This is a genomic window from Photobacterium sp. GB-50 (assembly GCF_003026755.1).
Lineage (GTDB): Bacteria > Pseudomonadota > Gammaproteobacteria > Enterobacterales > Vibrionaceae > Photobacterium.
Genome location: NZ_PYNX01000003.1, coordinates 138,157 through 155,869 on the forward strand (window position 1 = coordinate 138,157; position 17,713 = coordinate 155,869).

The window sequence follows — 17,713 nt, forward strand, 5'->3', positions numbered from 1 at the left end:
CAGCATTACTTTTATCGGAATTTGGCTACTGCAATGGTAGCCGTTTGTTTACCTTTCGCGAAAATTCTCCTTTTTAAGAAAAGAATAATATATTCTCAGATATGCTTTAAAGACTACCTTTTTATCGTGAGACAAAAGATGAAAAACATAGTCTTAATTTGTGATATTGATGTAAAAAAAGGTAGTAGTTTTTTGGATTTTTTAATTCAGCTACCGGATTCAAACAAACACTTCATTTTATTCGCACGATCTATTTCAGATGACGCTTATTCTGTCTTAAAATCAAAAAACTATACCTATTCCGCTTTTGCAAATTCCGCCCAATTATTTGCTTTACTACTACGTTATCGTCCTCATCTTATCCATTTCCATTTTTATGGTATTGGTCACCTTTATACATTTATTGCCCGCATTTTTTGTTCGAAAATTGTGCTTACCATGCATAATTCACCACCAAAACACGTTGAGATAACAGGATGGCGTCGATGGAAGCAATGGGTTCTTGGTATGCCAATTACTCGTCTTTGTGCGATTTCACCTTTTATTCAGCGATGGTTAGAAGCGTTTATGCCCTCTGAAAAAATAGTGCTGATTAATAATGGTATAAATTTATCGCGATTTAACTATAAAAAATTACCGCCAATTACGAATAAATTACGTTGTTTTTATATCGGAAGTTTGAGTGCAGAAAAAGGAATCCACTACTTATTAGATCTCTTTTCTCAACCAGAATTAGCAACGATTGCACAATTAGATATTTATGGGGATGGAGAACTGTCTGAGCAGGTGAAGCTCACAGCCTATCGAGAAAATTCGATTTATTACCATGGGCGTTCAGCAAAAATTGAGCAGGATTTACAACACGCACATATTGTATTAATGCCATCTTGTTGGCAGGAAGCTTTCGGATATGTCGCCGTTGAAGCAATGGCAGTAGGGCGACCAGTTATCGCTGAACCTATCGGTGGGCTTGCCGAGATTTTTACCGATAAACAGCAGGGTTGGTATGTGTGTTTTGAACAAAGAGATCAGGTACAAAAATTGCTTCAGTTTCTTTATAGCCAAAATAAATTGCTTGAATGTGTTGGTTTAGCTGCGAGAAGAAAGGTAGAACAAAAATATGATATCGCAATACAAATCGCCCAAACTCACGCATTGTATTCATCTTTGATTGGACAATAAAGTGCTTTAAATAAGTCGTAAAGGTGGTGATTAATGTTAATAACGCATCGAATTCGTGCTTATATCAAACAACAAAACACGCCATTAAGCCGATTGTTATACCGAGTTTCAAAATGGTTCGTTTATGGTCAACTGCCTGATTTAGCATGGATATATCGGCCTATTTATGTTCTTTATCGATTAGCGAGTTTCACTTTCCAACGCTTATTGAACATTTTTCTATATCTTCCTATGTTACAGGCACGGTTAGAACATTACAGCCCTGGGTTGAGTTTAGAAAATGGCTTCCCTTTAATTCAAGGGCCGATAAAAATTTATATTGGTAATAATACTTGTCTAAACGGAGCCCTGAGTATTCACGGCCATCCTGATAGTGGTTGTTGCGAAATAAGAATAGGTGAAAATTGCTATATTGGTTGGCAAACCGGAATTTCAGTTGGAAGGAAAGTACTTATCGGCGATAACGTTATGATTGCAGGGAGAACGAGCATTAATGCCCATAGCGGTCATAGCCCAGGTTTAGACAGGTATGAACCGCCAGTAATGGCTGATTTAGTGATTGAAGACGATGTATGGATCTGTACTGGTGTCAATATTGTAAAGCCTGTCACTATTGGACGTGGCTCAGTTGTTGCTTCTGGATGTGTTGTCACTAAAGATGTGCCGCCAAATGTATTGTTTGCAGGTAATCCTGGTAAAGTCATTAGGATGTTAAGGGGGAATGAATGAATATATTTTATTTTAGTTACTTTTCCCCACCGTTATTAAATGTTGGTGCAAACAGAAGTCGACGATTTAGTGAGTCTTTAACGCGTTTAGGACATCGAGTGGTGGTCTTTCGTGAAGCCCGAGATCATCGGTTTGCTAATGTTGATAATAAAAATAAGATAGAACTTCTCGCAGATATCGTTCCTGTATCTTCATGGAATATTGATTGGTGTTGGAAATGGCCAACAATTATTCACAAACAATGTTATCGTTTAAGACATTGGCGCTCACCAGAAAGAGATGGTGATATTGCTAAAAAGTATTGGTTGATTGATATGCATTGGGGCTGGGTATTCCCTGCTCTTTATAAAGCATGGCAAAAAAGTAAATCGATTAAACCGGATGTGATTGTTGTTTCTTGCCCTCCTTTTAGTAGCGCTTTAATTGGTAGGCTACTCTCAAAATGGCTCAATGTTCCTTTGGTGTTAGATTTTCGTGATGCGTGGTCGCAAGCGAGTTATTTTTCCGATGAAAATGACGTTAAATCTGAACAAAAAATAATGCAGCAAGCGAGTGCTTTGATAGTGACGTCGATGGCTGATTATCACACTTATCAATCTTTATACCCCCAACATAGTGTTCGTTATATCCCTAATAGTTATGATCAAATCCTTGATCATGTTTCCGATAATCATAAGGTGTTGACCCTTGGTTATAGCGGGACATGGGATGGTTTTAGGCGCAGCGCAAAAGGCCTATTTAAGCAATTAGCGCAGTGTGATTTTCCTATTCGCCTTATCAATGTAGGTGATGTTCAAGATGAAATGATGCAGTTGATACGCGAGTATAAATTAACCGATAAGGTTGTAATGATAGGTGCTCAACCAAAAGAAAAGTTACACGATATTTTATCGCAATGTGATGTGTTATTTATTCAAAAAGGTAAACCAGATAAAGGTAAAGCGGATACGCATTTAGCGACTAAAGCGATAGATTATGTGGCAAGTGGCAAGCCGATTTTAGCTGAATTACCCGATGGTGAAACATCAGATTTTTTAAGACGACACGCCACACAACTTTATGAAGTGTCAATAGAAGAGCCAGCGATCTATTTAGATCAACTAAGACATTTATATCAATTGTTTGAGCGTAATAAATTAAGCGTAAAAAAACCGTCTTCTGATTTTTACTACCAGTATGGTTGTGAAAAATTAGCGTCTGACTTTATTCAGGTATTAACAGATGTCACAACTTCTAGCTTTACTGAGCGAGTTAAAACATAACGGTGCTGTTGTACTACCGGAATGTATTACAAAAGATGAATTAGTTAAAATGCAAAGGATCTTTCAATCTCAATTGGAGCGCCCTGCTTTTAACTCATGGACAGGGTATGCGCAAACGGATAGAAAACGATTAATGGTCGAACAACTATTAACATTAGATCCTCATTTTTGCCAACTGCCCTTAATGCCATTAATTAATAGTCTTATTGTTGAATATTTAGGGAAAGATGTTTGTTTACAAGAAGCGAAAGGCTGGCAAAGTCTTCCGTTTAAAGACAATTTTCATCCACTACATCGTGATGAATGGTATTGCACTGAATATTATCAATCTAAGTCTATTCCAAGATCATTAAAATTAGCTTGTTATCTTGATGATGTAGAGTCAGGAGCATTTGCGTTTGTTGCTGGTTCTCATCGGCATCAGTATCAGGGGCAAGTAGGGGAGTTGCACCATCAAAAAACTGAAGATTATGAATTAAAAAGAGTAATTGGTAAGGCTGGAACGCTCTTTTTGTTTGATCCAGAGTGTTTACATCAACAAAGTTATCCAAATTTGACAGCAAGAAATGCGCTGTTTTATCACTTTTTTTCTCCTTCTGTGGTGTTGTCAAATAATTTCACGCAGTGGGGGCGCTTTCAACGTTTGTTGATAGAATCAAGCTTTTTATCGGGACTAAATCATCAGCAATTGGCTTTCCTTGGCTGTTCTCGGCAACCTTGCAATGATATTCCGGATATACAGCATTTTTTGAGCTTAACTAAGCCGTTGAATATAGCAGTGCGTTCTTTGAACGAAGCGCACTTTTTGTTCGAGAAAATCAAAGCGAGATTCTTTGGTAGATAGAGTTAATGGTGGTGAGTCATCTCTTTCGATTATTTTTGTTATTAAATAATGCTTAAATAACAAATAACGTTGTTTTGATAAGCGATTTTTTCATATTATAGTCCATTATATTGATGAAAATACGATCAGTAATCAATGAAACGAGTAGTTGCTGTATTTACCTATTCTTCTTGGTTATAGGGTAGTAAAGGTGTGGTTACAGTATTGCAAGTATGTATGGATATTGTCGAATAGTAATGAATTCAGTTATACAAATATCACAATTAATCGATATTAAACAACACATTAATTACAAAAAAACATTATATATGACGATAAAATGAAACTTAGAACATTATCTATCGAGTAAGAATGCTTATTGGATAGTTATTTAGTATCATTATCGTAGTAATTGATTTAATGGTGAACAACGTGAAAACAACAGATTTTTCGGCAGTAGATGATGATAACGGTGATGTTATGCTTTCAATGCGTGCAGAGCAGCGATCTCAATCTACAAAAAAGTCGTCGTTAACTGCAAAATCATCGAGTCAAGCAGGGGTAGCAACGAGATCTAAACGTTTAACGGATTGTCCTGCTTGTGAAGGTATTGTGTCTCGTCGTGCACATTTTTGTCCTCACTGTGGTGAGCCTGATCCTTCTCGTCATATGCAGCGCTCTAAATGGGTATCGCGATTGATTTGGACTGCAATTATTGCGGCGGGTTGCTGGTATGCCTATGACCAATTAATGCCATGGGTTATTGAACGTCTGAAGTGATTTTTTAGAAAATTTATAAAAAAACCGACACGAATGTCGGTTTTTTTTTATCTGTAGCATTTGATTAACTAAGTTTGTGATAAGGTAATTTCTTCAATTAGTTAAAACCAAATGTCATACCAGCAGCAACGCCCACATTATGATTAGAGTTATATGATGTATCTAACGTCATAATAGTATCAGGCGAGGTATTAATTTTAGCGGCTAATGCAATAGCATCTTGATCGCCATAGTAACCAAGTCCCATACCAATATTATATTTGCGGTTTGGTTTAACTGTGATAGCTGCCATTGCCATAGCAGATGCAACTCCCGCATCTTCTCTATGTTGTAAACCTTCTAATTTCTCATTAAAAGTATTTGAGAGTTGATTTATACGTTGATCTGTATAGTTATTAGCACTCTGCAATGTTTGCTGCGACTTTTCATCCGTATACTGTTTCGAACGGTTGTAATATTCGAGCACATGGCTGTTGGTGTAGTTCACAGACTCTTGATGTAACTGACTAATATTATTTGCATTTGTATGAATTTCTGTACTGTTTGTTGTAATGTTTTGGCTATTGTTACCTATAGCTATTTTGTTGTTGTTAACACCGACAGTATTTTGTTTTATGCCACTGCTGTTATCTGCTATTTCCGTTTTATTGGTCGTAATGGCTTGGCTATTGTTAGTGATATTATTGGCATTATTACTAATGCTCGTTTTGTTATTTGTAATTGATTGCGTATTTGAACGAATATTCGTCTCATTATTGGCAATTGAATTTTTATTAACATCAATAGCTTGTGTGTTTTGGTGGATATTAGCCGTATTGTTTTTTATATCACCAGCATTGTTTTTTATATCACTGGTATTGTTTTTAATGTTATTAGTGTTATTGCTAATATTTTCACTATTGTGGCTTATTTCACCTTGTAAGGCATCCTTTGCCTTAGTTAATTGGCTAACATTGACTGCGTCAGTAGCATTAATACCTGCGCTAACATTAGTAAGACGACGCGTTAGATCTGTATCTGTTACTTGTATTTTCCCGTTAACGATTTTTCGGTTGACGACTTCACCACCAAAGCTCACCGTATTCTTTTCTTCTGCTTTGCTGTTATTACCAATCGCAATACTGTTATTTGTCGCATACGCCTTAGTACCGATAGCAAGCCCATCATTAGCATAAGCCTGAGTACCAATAGCAACGCCATTATTAAGTGAGTTCGTGCTAGTACCAATAGACTCTGAATTATCTTTAGCGTGACTGTAATCGCCAACAGCAAGAGAATAATTACCAACGTTGACATTAGTGCCAAGTCCAACGTTATGTGAACCTGTAATAACAGGGGATGAGCCAACAACAGTATTATTATATTGATCATTTGGTAGCTGTGATTCTGTCTTATTTATAATAACATTACTACCTGATGTACTTGTAGCATCCTCTTGTACACTAGGTTGCGAGACAGACTGTGGTTGAGCTAAAGAGTTATTCTCCGTAGTTACTGCATGTACATTATACGCTACAAATAGCGGTATCGAGTAGAGTAGCTGTTTCATTTGACTATTCATTATTTTTAACCTATTAGTGATCATTTACTGAACAGTATAGTCAATAAAATGCCAGGTAAACATTTCGCGATGCAAAAATAGAAATCATTAATAGTGGTATATGCTTGAAAGGATTCAAAGTGTTTGTTTTAGAACCTGAAAGTTATCATTTATTCGAGCTGCCAATGAGCCTGTGATCTCTAGAAGAGTCACAGTAAAACAGCTCTATTACTGCTTTGAAGTCTCGTTTAGTTTTGAAATAAGCATCGTTTCTGTTGAAGAGTTAGTGTGATTTTCATGGCTGCTGAGCATGTTCCCTATCTTAACGAAAACAACACCTTCAATGATCATGGGTATATAAAGTCGCTATGAGTACATCGTCACTAATATTGTTATTAGTGACGATTTGAGGAAAGTAAGGATTAATGTGTTTTTTGCATACCACGAGTTTGATTCATGGTACGAGAACCTGCGGTACCATAGGTATTAATGTCGTATCGATTTGGTGAGTAACCAATACGCGAACGATAACGGCGATCAAGCTCTGATAAATTAATACCATAGTTTTGATTTAATTGTTTAATAACAACATTGATCTCTTTTTGAGAACTATTTTGATTACGTAAGTAGTAGTATAAGTTTTCAGCACGTTGTTGGTTCATTATAACCTCTCATAATGGCTACATAAGGATATTTAGTGGTGGTGCGAAACACCTGCTAAATTAATTACAGCAACACCTACTGCAATAATTGCCATCCCAATCCATACTTTAATATCGATGTGTTGTTTATAAATAACACTTGAAATTACTGTAACAAGTGCAATAGCAAGACCTGTCCACGAAGCATGGACAACACCTACTGGAATATTTTTCATTGCTTGAGCTAGAAAGAGAAAGGCAGTGATATGGCCGAGAATAACAACGGCACTTGGTAGTGGATTGGTAAAACTGTCTGTCGCTTTTAATGCGACATGTGATGTAGCCTCAGCCAAAACACCTAATAGAAGAAATAACCAACTCACAACCACACTCCAATCTAATTCGTAAATGAGGCTGTATTATAATTGTTTCTGAAATAATGATAATTGCACAGTAATGAAAATTACTTTTACCAGTGGGTAATAATTGTTATTCCAAACAGGAATGCTGACGGTATAGCTAGGTTCTGCAGTAAACTATTAAGGACTTAAAACAGATAGGTAATTGTAGTGCTTCAAGATCGCGCCGGACAAATGACAATATTTCATACTCTTGTAAAAAGTGGCAATTTCACTATTGCTGCGCAAAAACTCGGGGTATCAACATCGCATGTAAGTAAACAGCTGGGTTTATTAGAAGCAGAGCTGCAGGTGAAATTAGTGCAGCGAACAACACGTAGCTTTACTTTGACCGATGAAGGTATTGAATACGCGAAATATTGTGAGCAGTTAGTCTCAGCGGTGTTAGATGCTGATGCGATGATGGCAAATATTCGTGATGAGGTATCAGGTACTTTACGCTTAGGCTTATCTCAATCTTTTGGCACAATGCATATTATCCCTGCAATAGAGCATCTTCGCCGACAATTTCCTGATCTTCATGTTGAAGTCAGCTTATTTGATCATCGTGCAAATATGGTCGATGAAGGGCTGGATTTATGGATCACCAATATCGAAAATATTCCTGAAGGTTACGTAGCGCAACGATTAGCGGATACCCGTTTTATTGTTGCGGCATCTCCTGAATATCTTATTCACCACCCAGCACCTAATCATCCTAGTGATTTGCAGGATCACAACTGTCTGGTTTATCAAAATAGACAAATAAATCACGGCACCTGGTCATTTTTACGCGATCAAGAAGGCTTATGTGTCACAGTATCAGGAAATTATCGGGTTGATTTAGCGGAAGCGGTTCGTGATGCATGTGTGTCTGGTTGGGGGATTGCCTATCTTGCAACGTATCTTTTAACGGATGAATTCAAAACCGGAAAGCTGATTCAATTACTTAATGATTGGGAAGCCAATCAGGGCATGCACTTTTATGCGGTGTACCCAAGCCGTAAGCATCTGCCTAAAAAGATCGTCGCTGCTATTAGTTTTTTTAAGCATTATATTGGTGAAACGCCGTATTGGGATGAAAATCTCTCAAATTATGTCAACCTGTAAGCATGCAGAGTAATCTTGCACCATTGCCACTATCGTAAAATTGGTTCTGTTATAAAGTCTTATCAACATACCAATAATGTTAAATACTGATCGAGGAGATAATGAAATGACAAAGTCTCATGGAATTAAAATCGAAATTGATAACAACGGTGATGAGTTTTTTGTTGAATTAAAAGCGACTGGTAAATTAACCCATCAAGATTATCAGCTAATTACACCTGAAATTGATGATGCATTAGCCGATGTCGATAAACCCATTGTTGATGTGTATTTTGATGGTACTGAGTGTGATGGTTGGGATATACATGCGGCTTGGGATGATCTAAAGCTAGGCTTAAAACATGGTAAGCAATTTCGTAAAGTAGCGTTATATGGCAATAAACATTGGCAAGAAGTTGGCGCAAAAGTAGGGAATTGGTTTTTATCCGGTGAAGTGCGTTATTTTGATAACTCAATCGATGCATTAAATTGGTTAAAAGAAGAATAGTTGCAGCAAAATATTGTAAGTGGTGCGTAGAATATTGCCACCACTTATTACGGTGTTAATTTCATAACAAGATCGAGTTTTGTTTTCGTTTCAGTATATAATCACATCACTATTGGAATGATGATAAGTTTTAGCCCTTCGTAGGCTTAACGCTTAAATACAATGAAACAGGATGAAACAGATCGGTTTATGAATAAGACATTGCTTGCGAGCGTATTACTTAGTGCTCTTTTTTCTTCAACAACTTTTGCCGCAGAAGAATTATCAACAGAAAATTCAGCTTATACCCCGAGTGAGCCGCTAGTTTTAGAGCCTGTGGTTGCCACACCTGAAAATGGCTTATCACCAATTGAAGATGAAGTGCCAAAATTTGATGACACAATGCACTATTTCGTAGGGTTAACAGGTGGAATGGCTGATATGAGCTTTTCTCTTGTTCATGCAACGTCTTCTTCAGATAAGGTGTCTGCACCTTCACCTGACGCAAGCGGTTTTGCTGGCGCTGATATCGGTTTTTATACTGCTGGTGGTAATGGAAGAATTTACTATAGTTACCAGAAAATGAGTGGTGAATCTGAGTTTGATAATAAAAAGATCGCCGATACTGACGTCACTCTTCATTTATTAAGTGCAGATTATATCTTCCGAGCAGATAAAGCGATTAACCCATTTGTGGGTGCGCATGTGGGTTATATGATTGCTGAAACAACCAGCGAAAAATATGGTTCTTATAAGCAATCAAACCCTGTGCTTGGTATTCAAGCGGGTGTTGCTTGGCGAATTTCTGACCATTTCACGACAGAAATTGGTGCCCGTCACACCGCGAGTCAACGTAAAGATCAGAATTATTGGTCTGGTTCAAAAGTTGATCCTACAGAAATCGTATATCCAAATACTCAATCTGATCTAAAGAGTATTACGACGTTCTACATCTCAGCGAACTACCGTTTCTAGTTCTTCTTAAAAGACGGGTATTAATGAGAGCAGTGATGATAATCATCGCTGCTTTTTTATATCTTGTATTTACTGATTTTGCTTGTTTACTCATTGCGTCAGCAGCGTATAATGCATTCCCCTAGAAACGACAACCATTATCAATAAGGACTTCACTTTGAAGCTATTTGTCAGAGATCTCACTGTAATTGATGCGTCATACCTATGTACCGATCGCGGTATGGTTGGCGAAAGTTGGATTCTTGATGTGGTGATGTCGGGCGAGTTAAATGAAATGAGCATGGTGCTTGATTTCAGTCGTGTTAAGAAACAGATCAAACAATTAGTTGATCAATATGTTGATCACCGTTTAATTGTGCCTGCTAAATCTCCAGCAATTCACACTGCCGCGACTAAAACGGGCTATGCGACAGTCGATCTTCTGCGAGAAGATAAAAGTATTCACTTACATTGTCCTGAGCAGGCTTTCTGCTTTATTGATGCAGAGACAGTAACGATTGAAAGCGTGAATGAGCATGTTTACCACGTGCTAAAAGACAATCTACCTAAGAATGTACAAGGTCTTGAAATAACACTTCGTCACGAAGCCATTCAAGGTGCTTTTTATCATTACAGTCACGGTTTGAAAAAACATGATGGTAACTGTCAACGCATTGCACACGGTCACCGTTCTCCGATTGAGCTTATTGTTAATGGCGAGCGCAATGCTGAACTAGAGAAGCAATGGGCGAAGCGTTGGCAAGATATTTACTTAGGCTCAGAAGAAGATGTATGCAGTGTCAACGAACTGAATTTAAGTGAGTGTGCCAAATCGGTATCGGATGAAACCCACTATGGTTTCCGCTACACCGCACCACAAGGTGAGTTTGAACTGGCGATTGCTCGTTCAGAAACAGAAATGTTAGCCACCGATACCACTGTTGAATTACTTGCCAGTTATATTGCTGAAAAGGTTAAACCAAGTTTATCTGCTGCTGATTGCCTTGATGTTGTTGCCTACGAAGGGGTAGGTAAAGGAGCCATGGCAACCTTGTAATCGCGTTACATTACGCAATAAAAAAGCCTAACTTACTGAGTATTACTATATTAAAAGTGATACTAGCAATGTTAGGCTTTTTTGTGCCTAATTTTTCAGCGCTAAACATTAAAAAATGAGACTAACGCCACTTTTTATAGCTTAAGTCTCTAAAAAATCAATATTTTATTAGTAGACTGAAGGTAGACGTCGTAACGAGAGGGATCGATTATGTCAGTTAAACCTCTAACCAGTGACAAGCTGTATCGCGTATCAGCGCTAAACGGATTGAGTGATGAGTGTAAGTCAACCAAACACCTTACACCATTAGATGAAATAGTAGGACAAGAGCGAGCACAACAGGCGGTTGAGTTTGCGATGTCGATTAAGGAAAAAGGTTACAATATCTATGCGATAGGTCGTAATGGATTAGGTAAACGCACCATGGTGATGCGCTACTTAAATCGTCACGATCCTAATGGTAACGCCAATACATTGTATGACTGGTGTTATGTTTCAAACTTTGATGATACCCGTTGCCCTAAGGTGCTAAAGCTGCCTGCAGGTCAAGGTAGTGCATTTAAAAAAGATATTGAACAGCTCATGAAGCGCTTAGTAAAAGCGTTTCCAATGGCATTTGATAATGAGCTTTATATTAGCCGAGCTGAAAAGTTAAAAACACAATTAGCGCAGAAACAAGAAAATGCGTTAATGACAATGAAAAAGGGCGCAGAAGAGCGAGGTGTTGGCTTAACCATTACTACCCAAGGTGATTATCAGCTGGTGGCGATGAATGGTGAAGAGCCGCATACCGAAGATTCATTTGCTGAATTAAGTGATAAAGAACAACAAACGTTTGAAGAGACGATCAATGATCTTGAAGTTGAGCTGCGTGGTATTGTTCGTCAGTTAACGGAATGGGAAGAAAAGTACTCGGATAAGCAGCAAAAGCTTGATGAGGATATTGCCAAAGATGTGACTGCGCATTGCATTAAAGATCTGAAAGCGAAATACAGTAAGCTGCCTGAGATTAAAGCTTACTTATCAGCAATGTATAACGATATTCTAGAAAATATTGATATTTTCTTAGAAGAAAGTGAAGAGCAAGTCGCATTAGCTTATGCATCGTTAGACAAGAAAATGCCGCGACGTTACCAAATCAATGTACTTGTTCATCAAGATGTTGATCGTAAGTTTCCTATCGAGGTTGAAGAGAGCCCAAACTACCACTCTATTTTTGGCTATGTTGAAAATGCGACGTTCAAAGGAACCGTCTTTACTGATTTCTCTTTGATCCGTGCAGGTAGTTTACACCGCGCTAATGGTGGCGTGTTAATGATGGATGCGGTAAAAGTTTTAGAGCGCCCTTATGTTTGGGATGGTTTAAAACGTGCACTGCGTGCGCAAAAGTTGAATTTAAGTTCACTTGAGCGTGAAGTAACATTGTCTGGCACCATTTCATTAGAGCCAGAGCCGATCCCATTGAATGTAAAATTGATTTTGTTTGGTGATTATCAAACCTATCAGTTACTACAACATTACGATCCAGAGTTTAAAGAGCTATTTCGTGTCACAGCAGATTTTGAAGATGATATGCCGCGAACAGATACCTCTGAAGAGCAATATGCTCGCTTTATTGCCAGTATCGTTCATGATGGCGATATGCTCCATTGTGATCGAAAAGCGATAGCAAGGATCATTGAATACAGCTCTCGCCAAGCGGATGATCAGCATAAGCTGTCATTACATTCTGCTGATATTGCGAACTTACTACGTGAGACTAATTACGTTGCGAAATCATCTAACGCGACCATGATCCGCAGTAGCCATGTTGAGCAGGCATTACAAAATCAAGAGCAGCGTGTGAGTCGCTTAAAAGATCATGTGATGCAAAGCTTTGTTACAGGGACGACTCTCATCGATGTTGATCATCAAGCCATCGGACAGGTTAATGCATTATCTGTGATAGCAACGTCTGATTATCGATTTGGGGCACCAAGCCGAATAACTGCAACTACAGCGTACGGTAGTGGTGAAGTATTTGATATTGAACGTAGTGCTGAACTGGGCGGAAGTATTCACTCGAAAGGTGTGATGATTCTCTCGGCATATCTAGCATCAGTATTTGGTAAAACAGCGAAGATCCCATTAACAACACATCTTACCTTTGAGCAATCTTACGGTGGTGTAGATGGGGACAGTGCATCAATGGCTGAAGTATGTGCGATTGTTTCGGCTTTCTCTGGTTTACCGCTACGTCAGGATATCGCCATCACAGGTTCGATGAACCAATTTGGTGAAGCGCAGCCGATTGGCGGGGTGAATGAGAAGATTGAAGGTTTCTTTGATGTGTGTGCGATCAAAGGAAGAACCGCTAATCAAGGGGTGATCATTCCACAATCTAACGTACATAACTTAATGCTACGCAAAGATATTGTAGAAGCAGTAGAAAAAGGTGAGTTCCATATTTGGGCGATTGACCATGTTTCTCAAGCCATTGAGATCTTCACCGGTAAACAAACGGGGACTGATGCAGAGCAAGGCATATATCCAAATGATACTGTCTTTGGTATTGCGCAAACTAAGTTAAATGCATTAAGGCGATAATTACTTTATCTCTTGTTGCCGTTTATCAATGTAAAATAAAAGCCGCATATATTGACTCTGTTGAGTTGAACATATGCGGCTTTTTTATCGTGATAAATCACGTTTGATTATTTTTGCGGCTCCAATTTGAGTTTTTCACAATGTTCATTCACTTCATCGAAATGACGTAGTGTCTTTTCACTCGGTTGTTCACCTTTAAGGCTGACAATAACCAGTGCTGCTGATGATAAAATAAAGGCGGGTATGATTTCATAGACGCTAAATAAGGTTGAGTTCGGCCAAGCAGCATGTGCAGCTATCCAAGCAATAACGACTCCTGCACCAACAACCATACATGCGATAGCACCGTGGGCACTACAACGACGCCAAAATAGCGAGAATAATACAACAGGTCCAAACGCAGCACCCATGCCAGCCCAAGCGTGTCCAACAATAGATAAAATCGTGCTTTGTGGGTTACTAGCAAAAATCATCGCGACTAACGAAACAGCAACAACAGATAAACGTCCAAGGACAACTTGTGATTTCTCGCTCAGTTTGATGCTGAAAAAGTGAGTGATATCTTCTGTTATCGCACTCGATGAGGCTAATAACTGAGCCGCAACAGAACTCATTACGGCAGACAATACAGCGGCAATAAGGATTGCAGCGATCCATGTTGGGAATAAGCCTTTCGCAAGCTCTAAGAATATCATTTCATTATCAAAGTGATGAGCGGTGCCAGAGTAGTACATTGCGCCAGTAATACCAACTGCAAATGCGCCAACTAAAGAGACAATCATCCAACTCATACAAATTTTACGAGCAATACTCATACCTTTGACATCCCCAATTGCCATAAAGCGAACAAGAATGTGTGGTTGCCCAAAGTAACCTAATCCCCATGCCAGTAATGAGAACACGCCAATAGCGCTCGTATTTTCACTAATAACGGAAAAATAATGGGTCGGTAATACATCAGGTGCAATGGCTGGATCCAGGTTATACCAAGTTACGACTGGCGTAATGATGAGTGCAAAGAACATCAATGAACCTTGGAAAAAATCGACCCAGTTAACGGCTAAGAATCCACCTATCGCGGTATAAACCATTAAGAATATGGCTCCAATCCAAACTGCGGTAGTGTAAGGAATATCAAATAAAGTTTGAATTAAGAAAGCACCACTAACAAAACCCGCAGCAGCATAAAGAGTAAAGAACGTGAGTATAACGACAGCAGTCATAAAGCGAAGGGTGCGGTTACCACTACCAAATCGCGTATCAAAATAAGAGGGAATAGTTATCGCATCGCCGACGTTTTCGGTATAAATACGTAACTTTTTTGCTACAAAGCGCCAGTTTAACCATGCACCAATGGTTAAACCAATAGGTAACCAAATTTGATCTAAGCCTGAAACAAAAACTGCACCGGGAAGGCCGAGTAATAACCAACCACTCATATCAGATGCACCAGCCCCGAGTGCAGTCACACCAGGGCTTAAACTACGACCACCAAGAACATAATCTGAATTACCTTCCGTCTTTCTTGCTGCGAAAATACCTATAGCAAAAATAATGCAAAAATAGATCGCGAGAACGACATAATAAGTAAACATTGAATTTCCTGTATTGCTTTACCTGTAAAGCCAGCCAATTAATTGGTTTGGGTGTTAGGAGTACAAGTACATTTATTTTTTGTTTTATTTAGATAGCTCAGAAATAATTATTTCATAGTTTTAGAATCTGACTAACCCGTATAGACACTGTAATAAAGTGCTTCATTCTAAATAAAACATGAAGATTGCTCTGCTAAATAAAATACGGGTAAAAAATGTGTTATACAAATAAATAACCCCATTTTGGTTATAAAGTGAACTATTTTGTGTAAGATTTTATAAAAGTATGTATAAATATGTATAGGTTTAAGGTGAAGGGGGTGATGATTGAAAATTATTCATCGTTATTATAATCGATTATTTATCTGTAGCATTGAGTATAAATAAACGAATAAGGTTGAATTTATTGATACCATTATTTTAGTTATTAAAACTATAACTAAAAACGATTGTTTTAATAGACATTAAATTTATTCCGCTAATTTAAAGGTATGCCTGTGGTTTATTTCCACAGACATTTTTTATGTAAAACTAACTTCAGCATTCGCAATAATTGTAGAAGAACAAGCAAGAATATAGCCTTGTTCGATTTCTTCTGTTGTTAGTGGCTCATTTTATGCTGACGGCATCGTCTGTTTCCTGCCATTTATCAATACAAATTAATGGGATGGGTGTTTGTCCAGTTAGCTAACATATATAAGCTCTATAAGATAAAAAACGCCCCCTCATTGATATCTATATCAATGAGGGGGAGGTAAAAATGTTACGCGTTAAGTATTGTTTTTAGATCGTTTTCAACGGTTGTGATTGGGCGCATATCAAATTTATTTTGGATAATTGCAAGTAGGTTATCGGTCAAAAAGGCAGGGGCGGTTGGGCCGGTATAAATGCCTTTAACACCTAGCGCAAATAGCGTTAGTAAAATCACAATGGCTTTTTGTTCAAACCAAGACAATACCAGAGTGAGTGGTAGCTCATTGATGCCACAGTCAAACTCTTTAGCCAATGCCAAAGCAAGTTGAATAGCAGAATACGCATCATTGCATTGGCCAACATCAAGTAGGCGAGGAATACCATTAATGTTACCAAATTGGTTTTTATTAAAGCGGTATTTGCCACATGCAAGCGTTAGAATTACCGAGTCTTCAGGCGCTTGAGCAGTAAAATCGGTGTAGTAACTGCGTTCCGACTTATCGCCGTCACAACCACCAACAAGGAAAAAGTGACTAATATTACCTTTTTTTACTTCATCAATTACAGCAGGTGCTGCACTCATAAGCGCATTGCGGCCAAAACCAATCGTGATCATATGTTCGATTTCATTATGTTTGAAACCTTCTAATGCGAGTGCACAATCAATCGCTTGGCTAAAATCATCACCGTCAATATGTTCAACGCCAGGCCAGCCAACAATACTACGGGTAAATAAACGATCAGCATATTGACCGACATTAGGGTTAAGTAAGCAGTTTGACGTCATCACAATAGCACCAGGGAAGTTGGCAAACTCTTTTTGTTGATTTTGCCAAGCACTACCGAAGTTACCGACTAAATGCGGATACTTTTTTAGTTCTGGGTAACTATGAGCAGGTAGCATTTCGCCGTTTGTATAAACGTTAATACCTTTACCTTCTGTTTGCTGAAGGATTTTTTCTAAATCATGTAAATCATGACCAGAAACTAAAATGCATTTACCTTGTACAGGTTTTACGTTTACTTGCGTTGGCTCAGGATGACCAAAAGTTGTTGTTTCGCCGGTATCGAGCATTTCCATGATGGTGTAATTCATCAAGCCAATACGCATTGAACAATCTAATAATTGATTAAGATCGGTAGGATCTGTACCTAACCATGCCATGATTTGATGGTATTCTGCGTAAACATCATCATTGGTTTGCCCTAAAACACGTGCATGCTCTAAATATGCCGCTGCACCTTTTAAGCCATACAAGCACAATAAACGTAGACCAATCACATCTTGATGTAGGGTATCGTGACCCCGGTTAACGGCAACTTGCGGAGCAATAGCCAGAATTTCAGCCGCTGATAGTGGTAATTCAAATTGAGCAACAGCTGGTAATACAGGTAAAGCTTCTGCTTGTAATGTTGAAGCAGTGATAACAAGATCTTTTAATTGAGCCTTATAACTTTGCGCTTGCTCTGCAAGTTCAATGACACGGGCAGGATCAAAGTTAACATTCGTTAGTGTGGCGAAAAATGCACGTGGTGCCCATTGATTAATTTCATCATTAATAATGTCAAAACGTTTAGCCAACTCTGCCCAATAAGATACCCCCTGTAGGGTATAAACAAGTACATCTTGTAGATCTGAAACTTCTGCTGTTTTACCACACATACCAGCAGCAAATGCGCAGCCTTTTACCTGTGAGGTTTGAATCGTTTGTTCACATTGAATACAGAACATGGAAAATCTCCAGCATTAGTTTATATAGTTATAAATGACAAGGTTGTCGTATTACTAATACTGATAGCACTAACCGTGCCATGTTTAAATTATTGAATTTTAATGAAAAATTAAATATTATTTAGATGTTGATGTAATAAAAACATCGATCACTGTTGTTATTAT

15 protein-coding genes and 1 pseudogene are annotated in these 17,713 nt (G+C 38.3%); 10 read left to right on the top strand and 6 right to left on the bottom strand.

The window, feature by feature from the left end:
* Positions 1-33: 33 nt before the first annotated feature.
* From C9J41_RS05685 to C9J41_RS05705, 5 genes are all read left to right on the top strand, one after another.
* Positions 34-1,182, top strand: a complete 1,149-nt coding sequence (locus C9J41_RS05685) for a glycosyltransferase family 4 protein (RefSeq protein ID WP_233219393.1) — start codon at positions 34-36, stop codon at positions 1,180-1,182.
* A 33-nt stretch (positions 1,183-1,215) separates the two neighbouring features.
* Positions 1,216-1,911 (top strand): acyltransferase, encoded by a 696-nt coding sequence (locus C9J41_RS05690; protein ID WP_107206792.1) that lies wholly within the window; start codon positions 1,216-1,218, stop codon positions 1,909-1,911.
* Positions 1,908-3,173, top strand: a complete 1,266-nt coding sequence (locus C9J41_RS05695) for a glycosyltransferase (RefSeq protein ID WP_107246456.1) — start codon at positions 1,908-1,910, stop codon at positions 3,171-3,173. The genes C9J41_RS05690 and C9J41_RS05695 overlap by 4 nt, the downstream gene beginning before the upstream one ends.
* Complete coding sequence (locus tag C9J41_RS05700) at positions 3,133-4,017, top strand: phytanoyl-CoA dioxygenase family protein (protein WP_107246454.1); 885 nt, start codon at positions 3,133-3,135, stop codon at positions 4,015-4,017. Before C9J41_RS05695 ends, C9J41_RS05700 begins: the two co-directional genes overlap by 41 nt.
* 411 nt (positions 4,018-4,428) lie before the next feature.
* Positions 4,429-4,776 (top strand): hypothetical protein, encoded by a 348-nt coding sequence (locus C9J41_RS05705; protein WP_233217695.1) that lies wholly within the window; start codon positions 4,429-4,431, stop codon positions 4,774-4,776.
* 97 nt (positions 4,777-4,873) lie between these two features.
* On the opposite strand, the gene C9J41_RS05710 is transcribed toward C9J41_RS05705, so the two are convergent.
* From C9J41_RS05710 to C9J41_RS05725, 4 genes and pseudogenes are all read right to left on the bottom strand, one after another.
* On the bottom strand, positions 4,874-6,337 hold the full coding sequence (locus C9J41_RS05710) for a YadA-like family protein (protein ID WP_158259300.1): 1,464 nt from the start codon (positions 6,335-6,337) through the stop codon (positions 4,874-4,876).
* A gap of 114 nt (positions 6,338-6,451) precedes the next feature.
* Positions 6,452-6,593, bottom strand: a pseudogene (locus C9J41_RS21995) (IS630 family transposase); the annotation flags it as partial.
* Between the two features lie 145 nt (positions 6,594-6,738).
* Complete coding sequence (locus C9J41_RS05720; RefSeq protein WP_107206787.1) at positions 6,739-6,978, bottom strand: hypothetical protein; 240 nt, start codon at positions 6,976-6,978, stop codon at positions 6,739-6,741.
* 32 nt (positions 6,979-7,010) lie between these two features.
* A complete protein-coding gene (locus tag C9J41_RS05725) occupies positions 7,011-7,340 on the bottom strand; it encodes a multidrug efflux SMR transporter (RefSeq protein WP_107206786.1) in 330 nt (109 codons plus the stop codon).
* A gap of 186 nt (positions 7,341-7,526) precedes the next feature.
* On the opposite strand from C9J41_RS05725, the gene C9J41_RS05730 reads away from it, so the two are divergent.
* The 5 genes from C9J41_RS05730 (at position 7,527) to C9J41_RS05750 (ending at position 13,528) form a co-directional block, all read left to right on the top strand.
* Positions 7,527-8,465 carry a LysR family transcriptional regulator gene (locus C9J41_RS05730; protein WP_107206785.1) on the top strand — a complete coding sequence of 313 codons (939 nt, stop codon included), beginning with the start codon at positions 7,527-7,529 and terminating at the stop codon, positions 8,463-8,465.
* A gap of 106 nt (positions 8,466-8,571) precedes the next feature.
* Positions 8,572-8,952: an STAS/SEC14 domain-containing protein gene (locus C9J41_RS05735; RefSeq protein WP_045083064.1), complete on the top strand. Its 381-nt coding sequence runs from the start codon at positions 8,572-8,574 to the stop codon at positions 8,950-8,952.
* A 189-nt stretch (positions 8,953-9,141) separates the two neighbouring features.
* Complete coding sequence (locus C9J41_RS05740; RefSeq protein ID WP_233217693.1) at positions 9,142-9,906, top strand: outer membrane beta-barrel protein; 765 nt, start codon at positions 9,142-9,144, stop codon at positions 9,904-9,906.
* A gap of 157 nt (positions 9,907-10,063) precedes the next feature.
* Positions 10,064-10,942, top strand: coding sequence for a 6-carboxytetrahydropterin synthase (locus C9J41_RS05745; protein ID WP_107294324.1), 879 nt, complete (start codon positions 10,064-10,066; stop codon positions 10,940-10,942).
* Positions 10,943-11,152: 210 nt separating this feature from the next.
* Positions 11,153-13,528 carry a Lon protease family protein gene (locus tag C9J41_RS05750; RefSeq protein ID WP_107206781.1) on the top strand — a complete coding sequence of 792 codons (2,376 nt, stop codon included), beginning with the start codon at positions 11,153-11,155 and terminating at the stop codon, positions 13,526-13,528.
* A gap of 107 nt (positions 13,529-13,635) precedes the next feature.
* Here the strand turns inward: C9J41_RS05750 and putP are convergent, their stop codons facing one another.
* Positions 13,636-15,123 carry a sodium/proline symporter PutP gene (gene putP / locus C9J41_RS05755; protein WP_107288086.1) on the bottom strand — a complete coding sequence of 496 codons (1,488 nt, stop codon included), beginning with the start codon at positions 15,121-15,123 and terminating at the stop codon, positions 13,636-13,638.
* Between the two features lie 763 nt (positions 15,124-15,886).
* The gene (gene hcp, locus C9J41_RS05760) at positions 15,887-17,548 is read right to left on the bottom strand and encodes a hydroxylamine reductase (RefSeq protein WP_107294325.1); all 1,662 of its coding nucleotides are present in this window, start codon (positions 17,546-17,548) and stop codon (positions 15,887-15,889) included.
* Positions 17,549-17,713 lie beyond the last annotated feature (165 nt).

Excerpts from the sequence above, each read along its gene's own strand:
- C9J41_RS05685 (WP_233219393.1), top strand. The coding sequence starts at position 34 with ATGGTAGCCGTTTGTTTACCTTTCGCGAAAATTCTCCTTTTTAAGAAA.
- C9J41_RS05690 (WP_107206792.1), top strand. The coding sequence starts at position 1,216 with ATGTTAATAACGCATCGAATTCGTGCTTATATCAAACAACAAAACACG.
- C9J41_RS05695 (WP_107246456.1), top strand. The coding sequence starts at position 1,908 with ATGAATATATTTTATTTTAGTTACTTTTCCCCACCGTTATTAAATGTT.
- C9J41_RS05700 (WP_107246454.1), top strand. The coding sequence starts at position 3,133 with ATGTCACAACTTCTAGCTTTACTGAGCGAGTTAAAACATAACGGTGCT.
- C9J41_RS05710 (WP_158259300.1), bottom strand. The coding sequence starts at position 6,337 with ATGAATAGTCAAATGAAACAGCTACTCTACTCGATACCGCTATTTGTA.
- C9J41_RS05720 (WP_107206787.1), bottom strand. The coding sequence starts at position 6,978 with ATGAACCAACAACGTGCTGAAAACTTATACTACTACTTACGTAATCAA.
- C9J41_RS05735 (WP_045083064.1), top strand. The coding sequence starts at position 8,572 with ATGACAAAGTCTCATGGAATTAAAATCGAAATTGATAACAACGGTGAT.
- C9J41_RS05740 (WP_233217693.1), top strand. The coding sequence starts at position 9,142 with ATGAATAAGACATTGCTTGCGAGCGTATTACTTAGTGCTCTTTTTTCT.
- C9J41_RS05750 (WP_107206781.1), top strand. The coding sequence starts at position 11,153 with ATGTCAGTTAAACCTCTAACCAGTGACAAGCTGTATCGCGTATCAGCG.
- putP (WP_107288086.1), bottom strand. The coding sequence starts at position 15,123 with ATGTTTACTTATTATGTCGTTCTCGCGATCTATTTTTGCATTATTTTT.
- hcp (WP_107294325.1), bottom strand. The coding sequence starts at position 17,548 with ATGTTCTGTATTCAATGTGAACAAACGATTCAAACCTCACAGGTAAAA.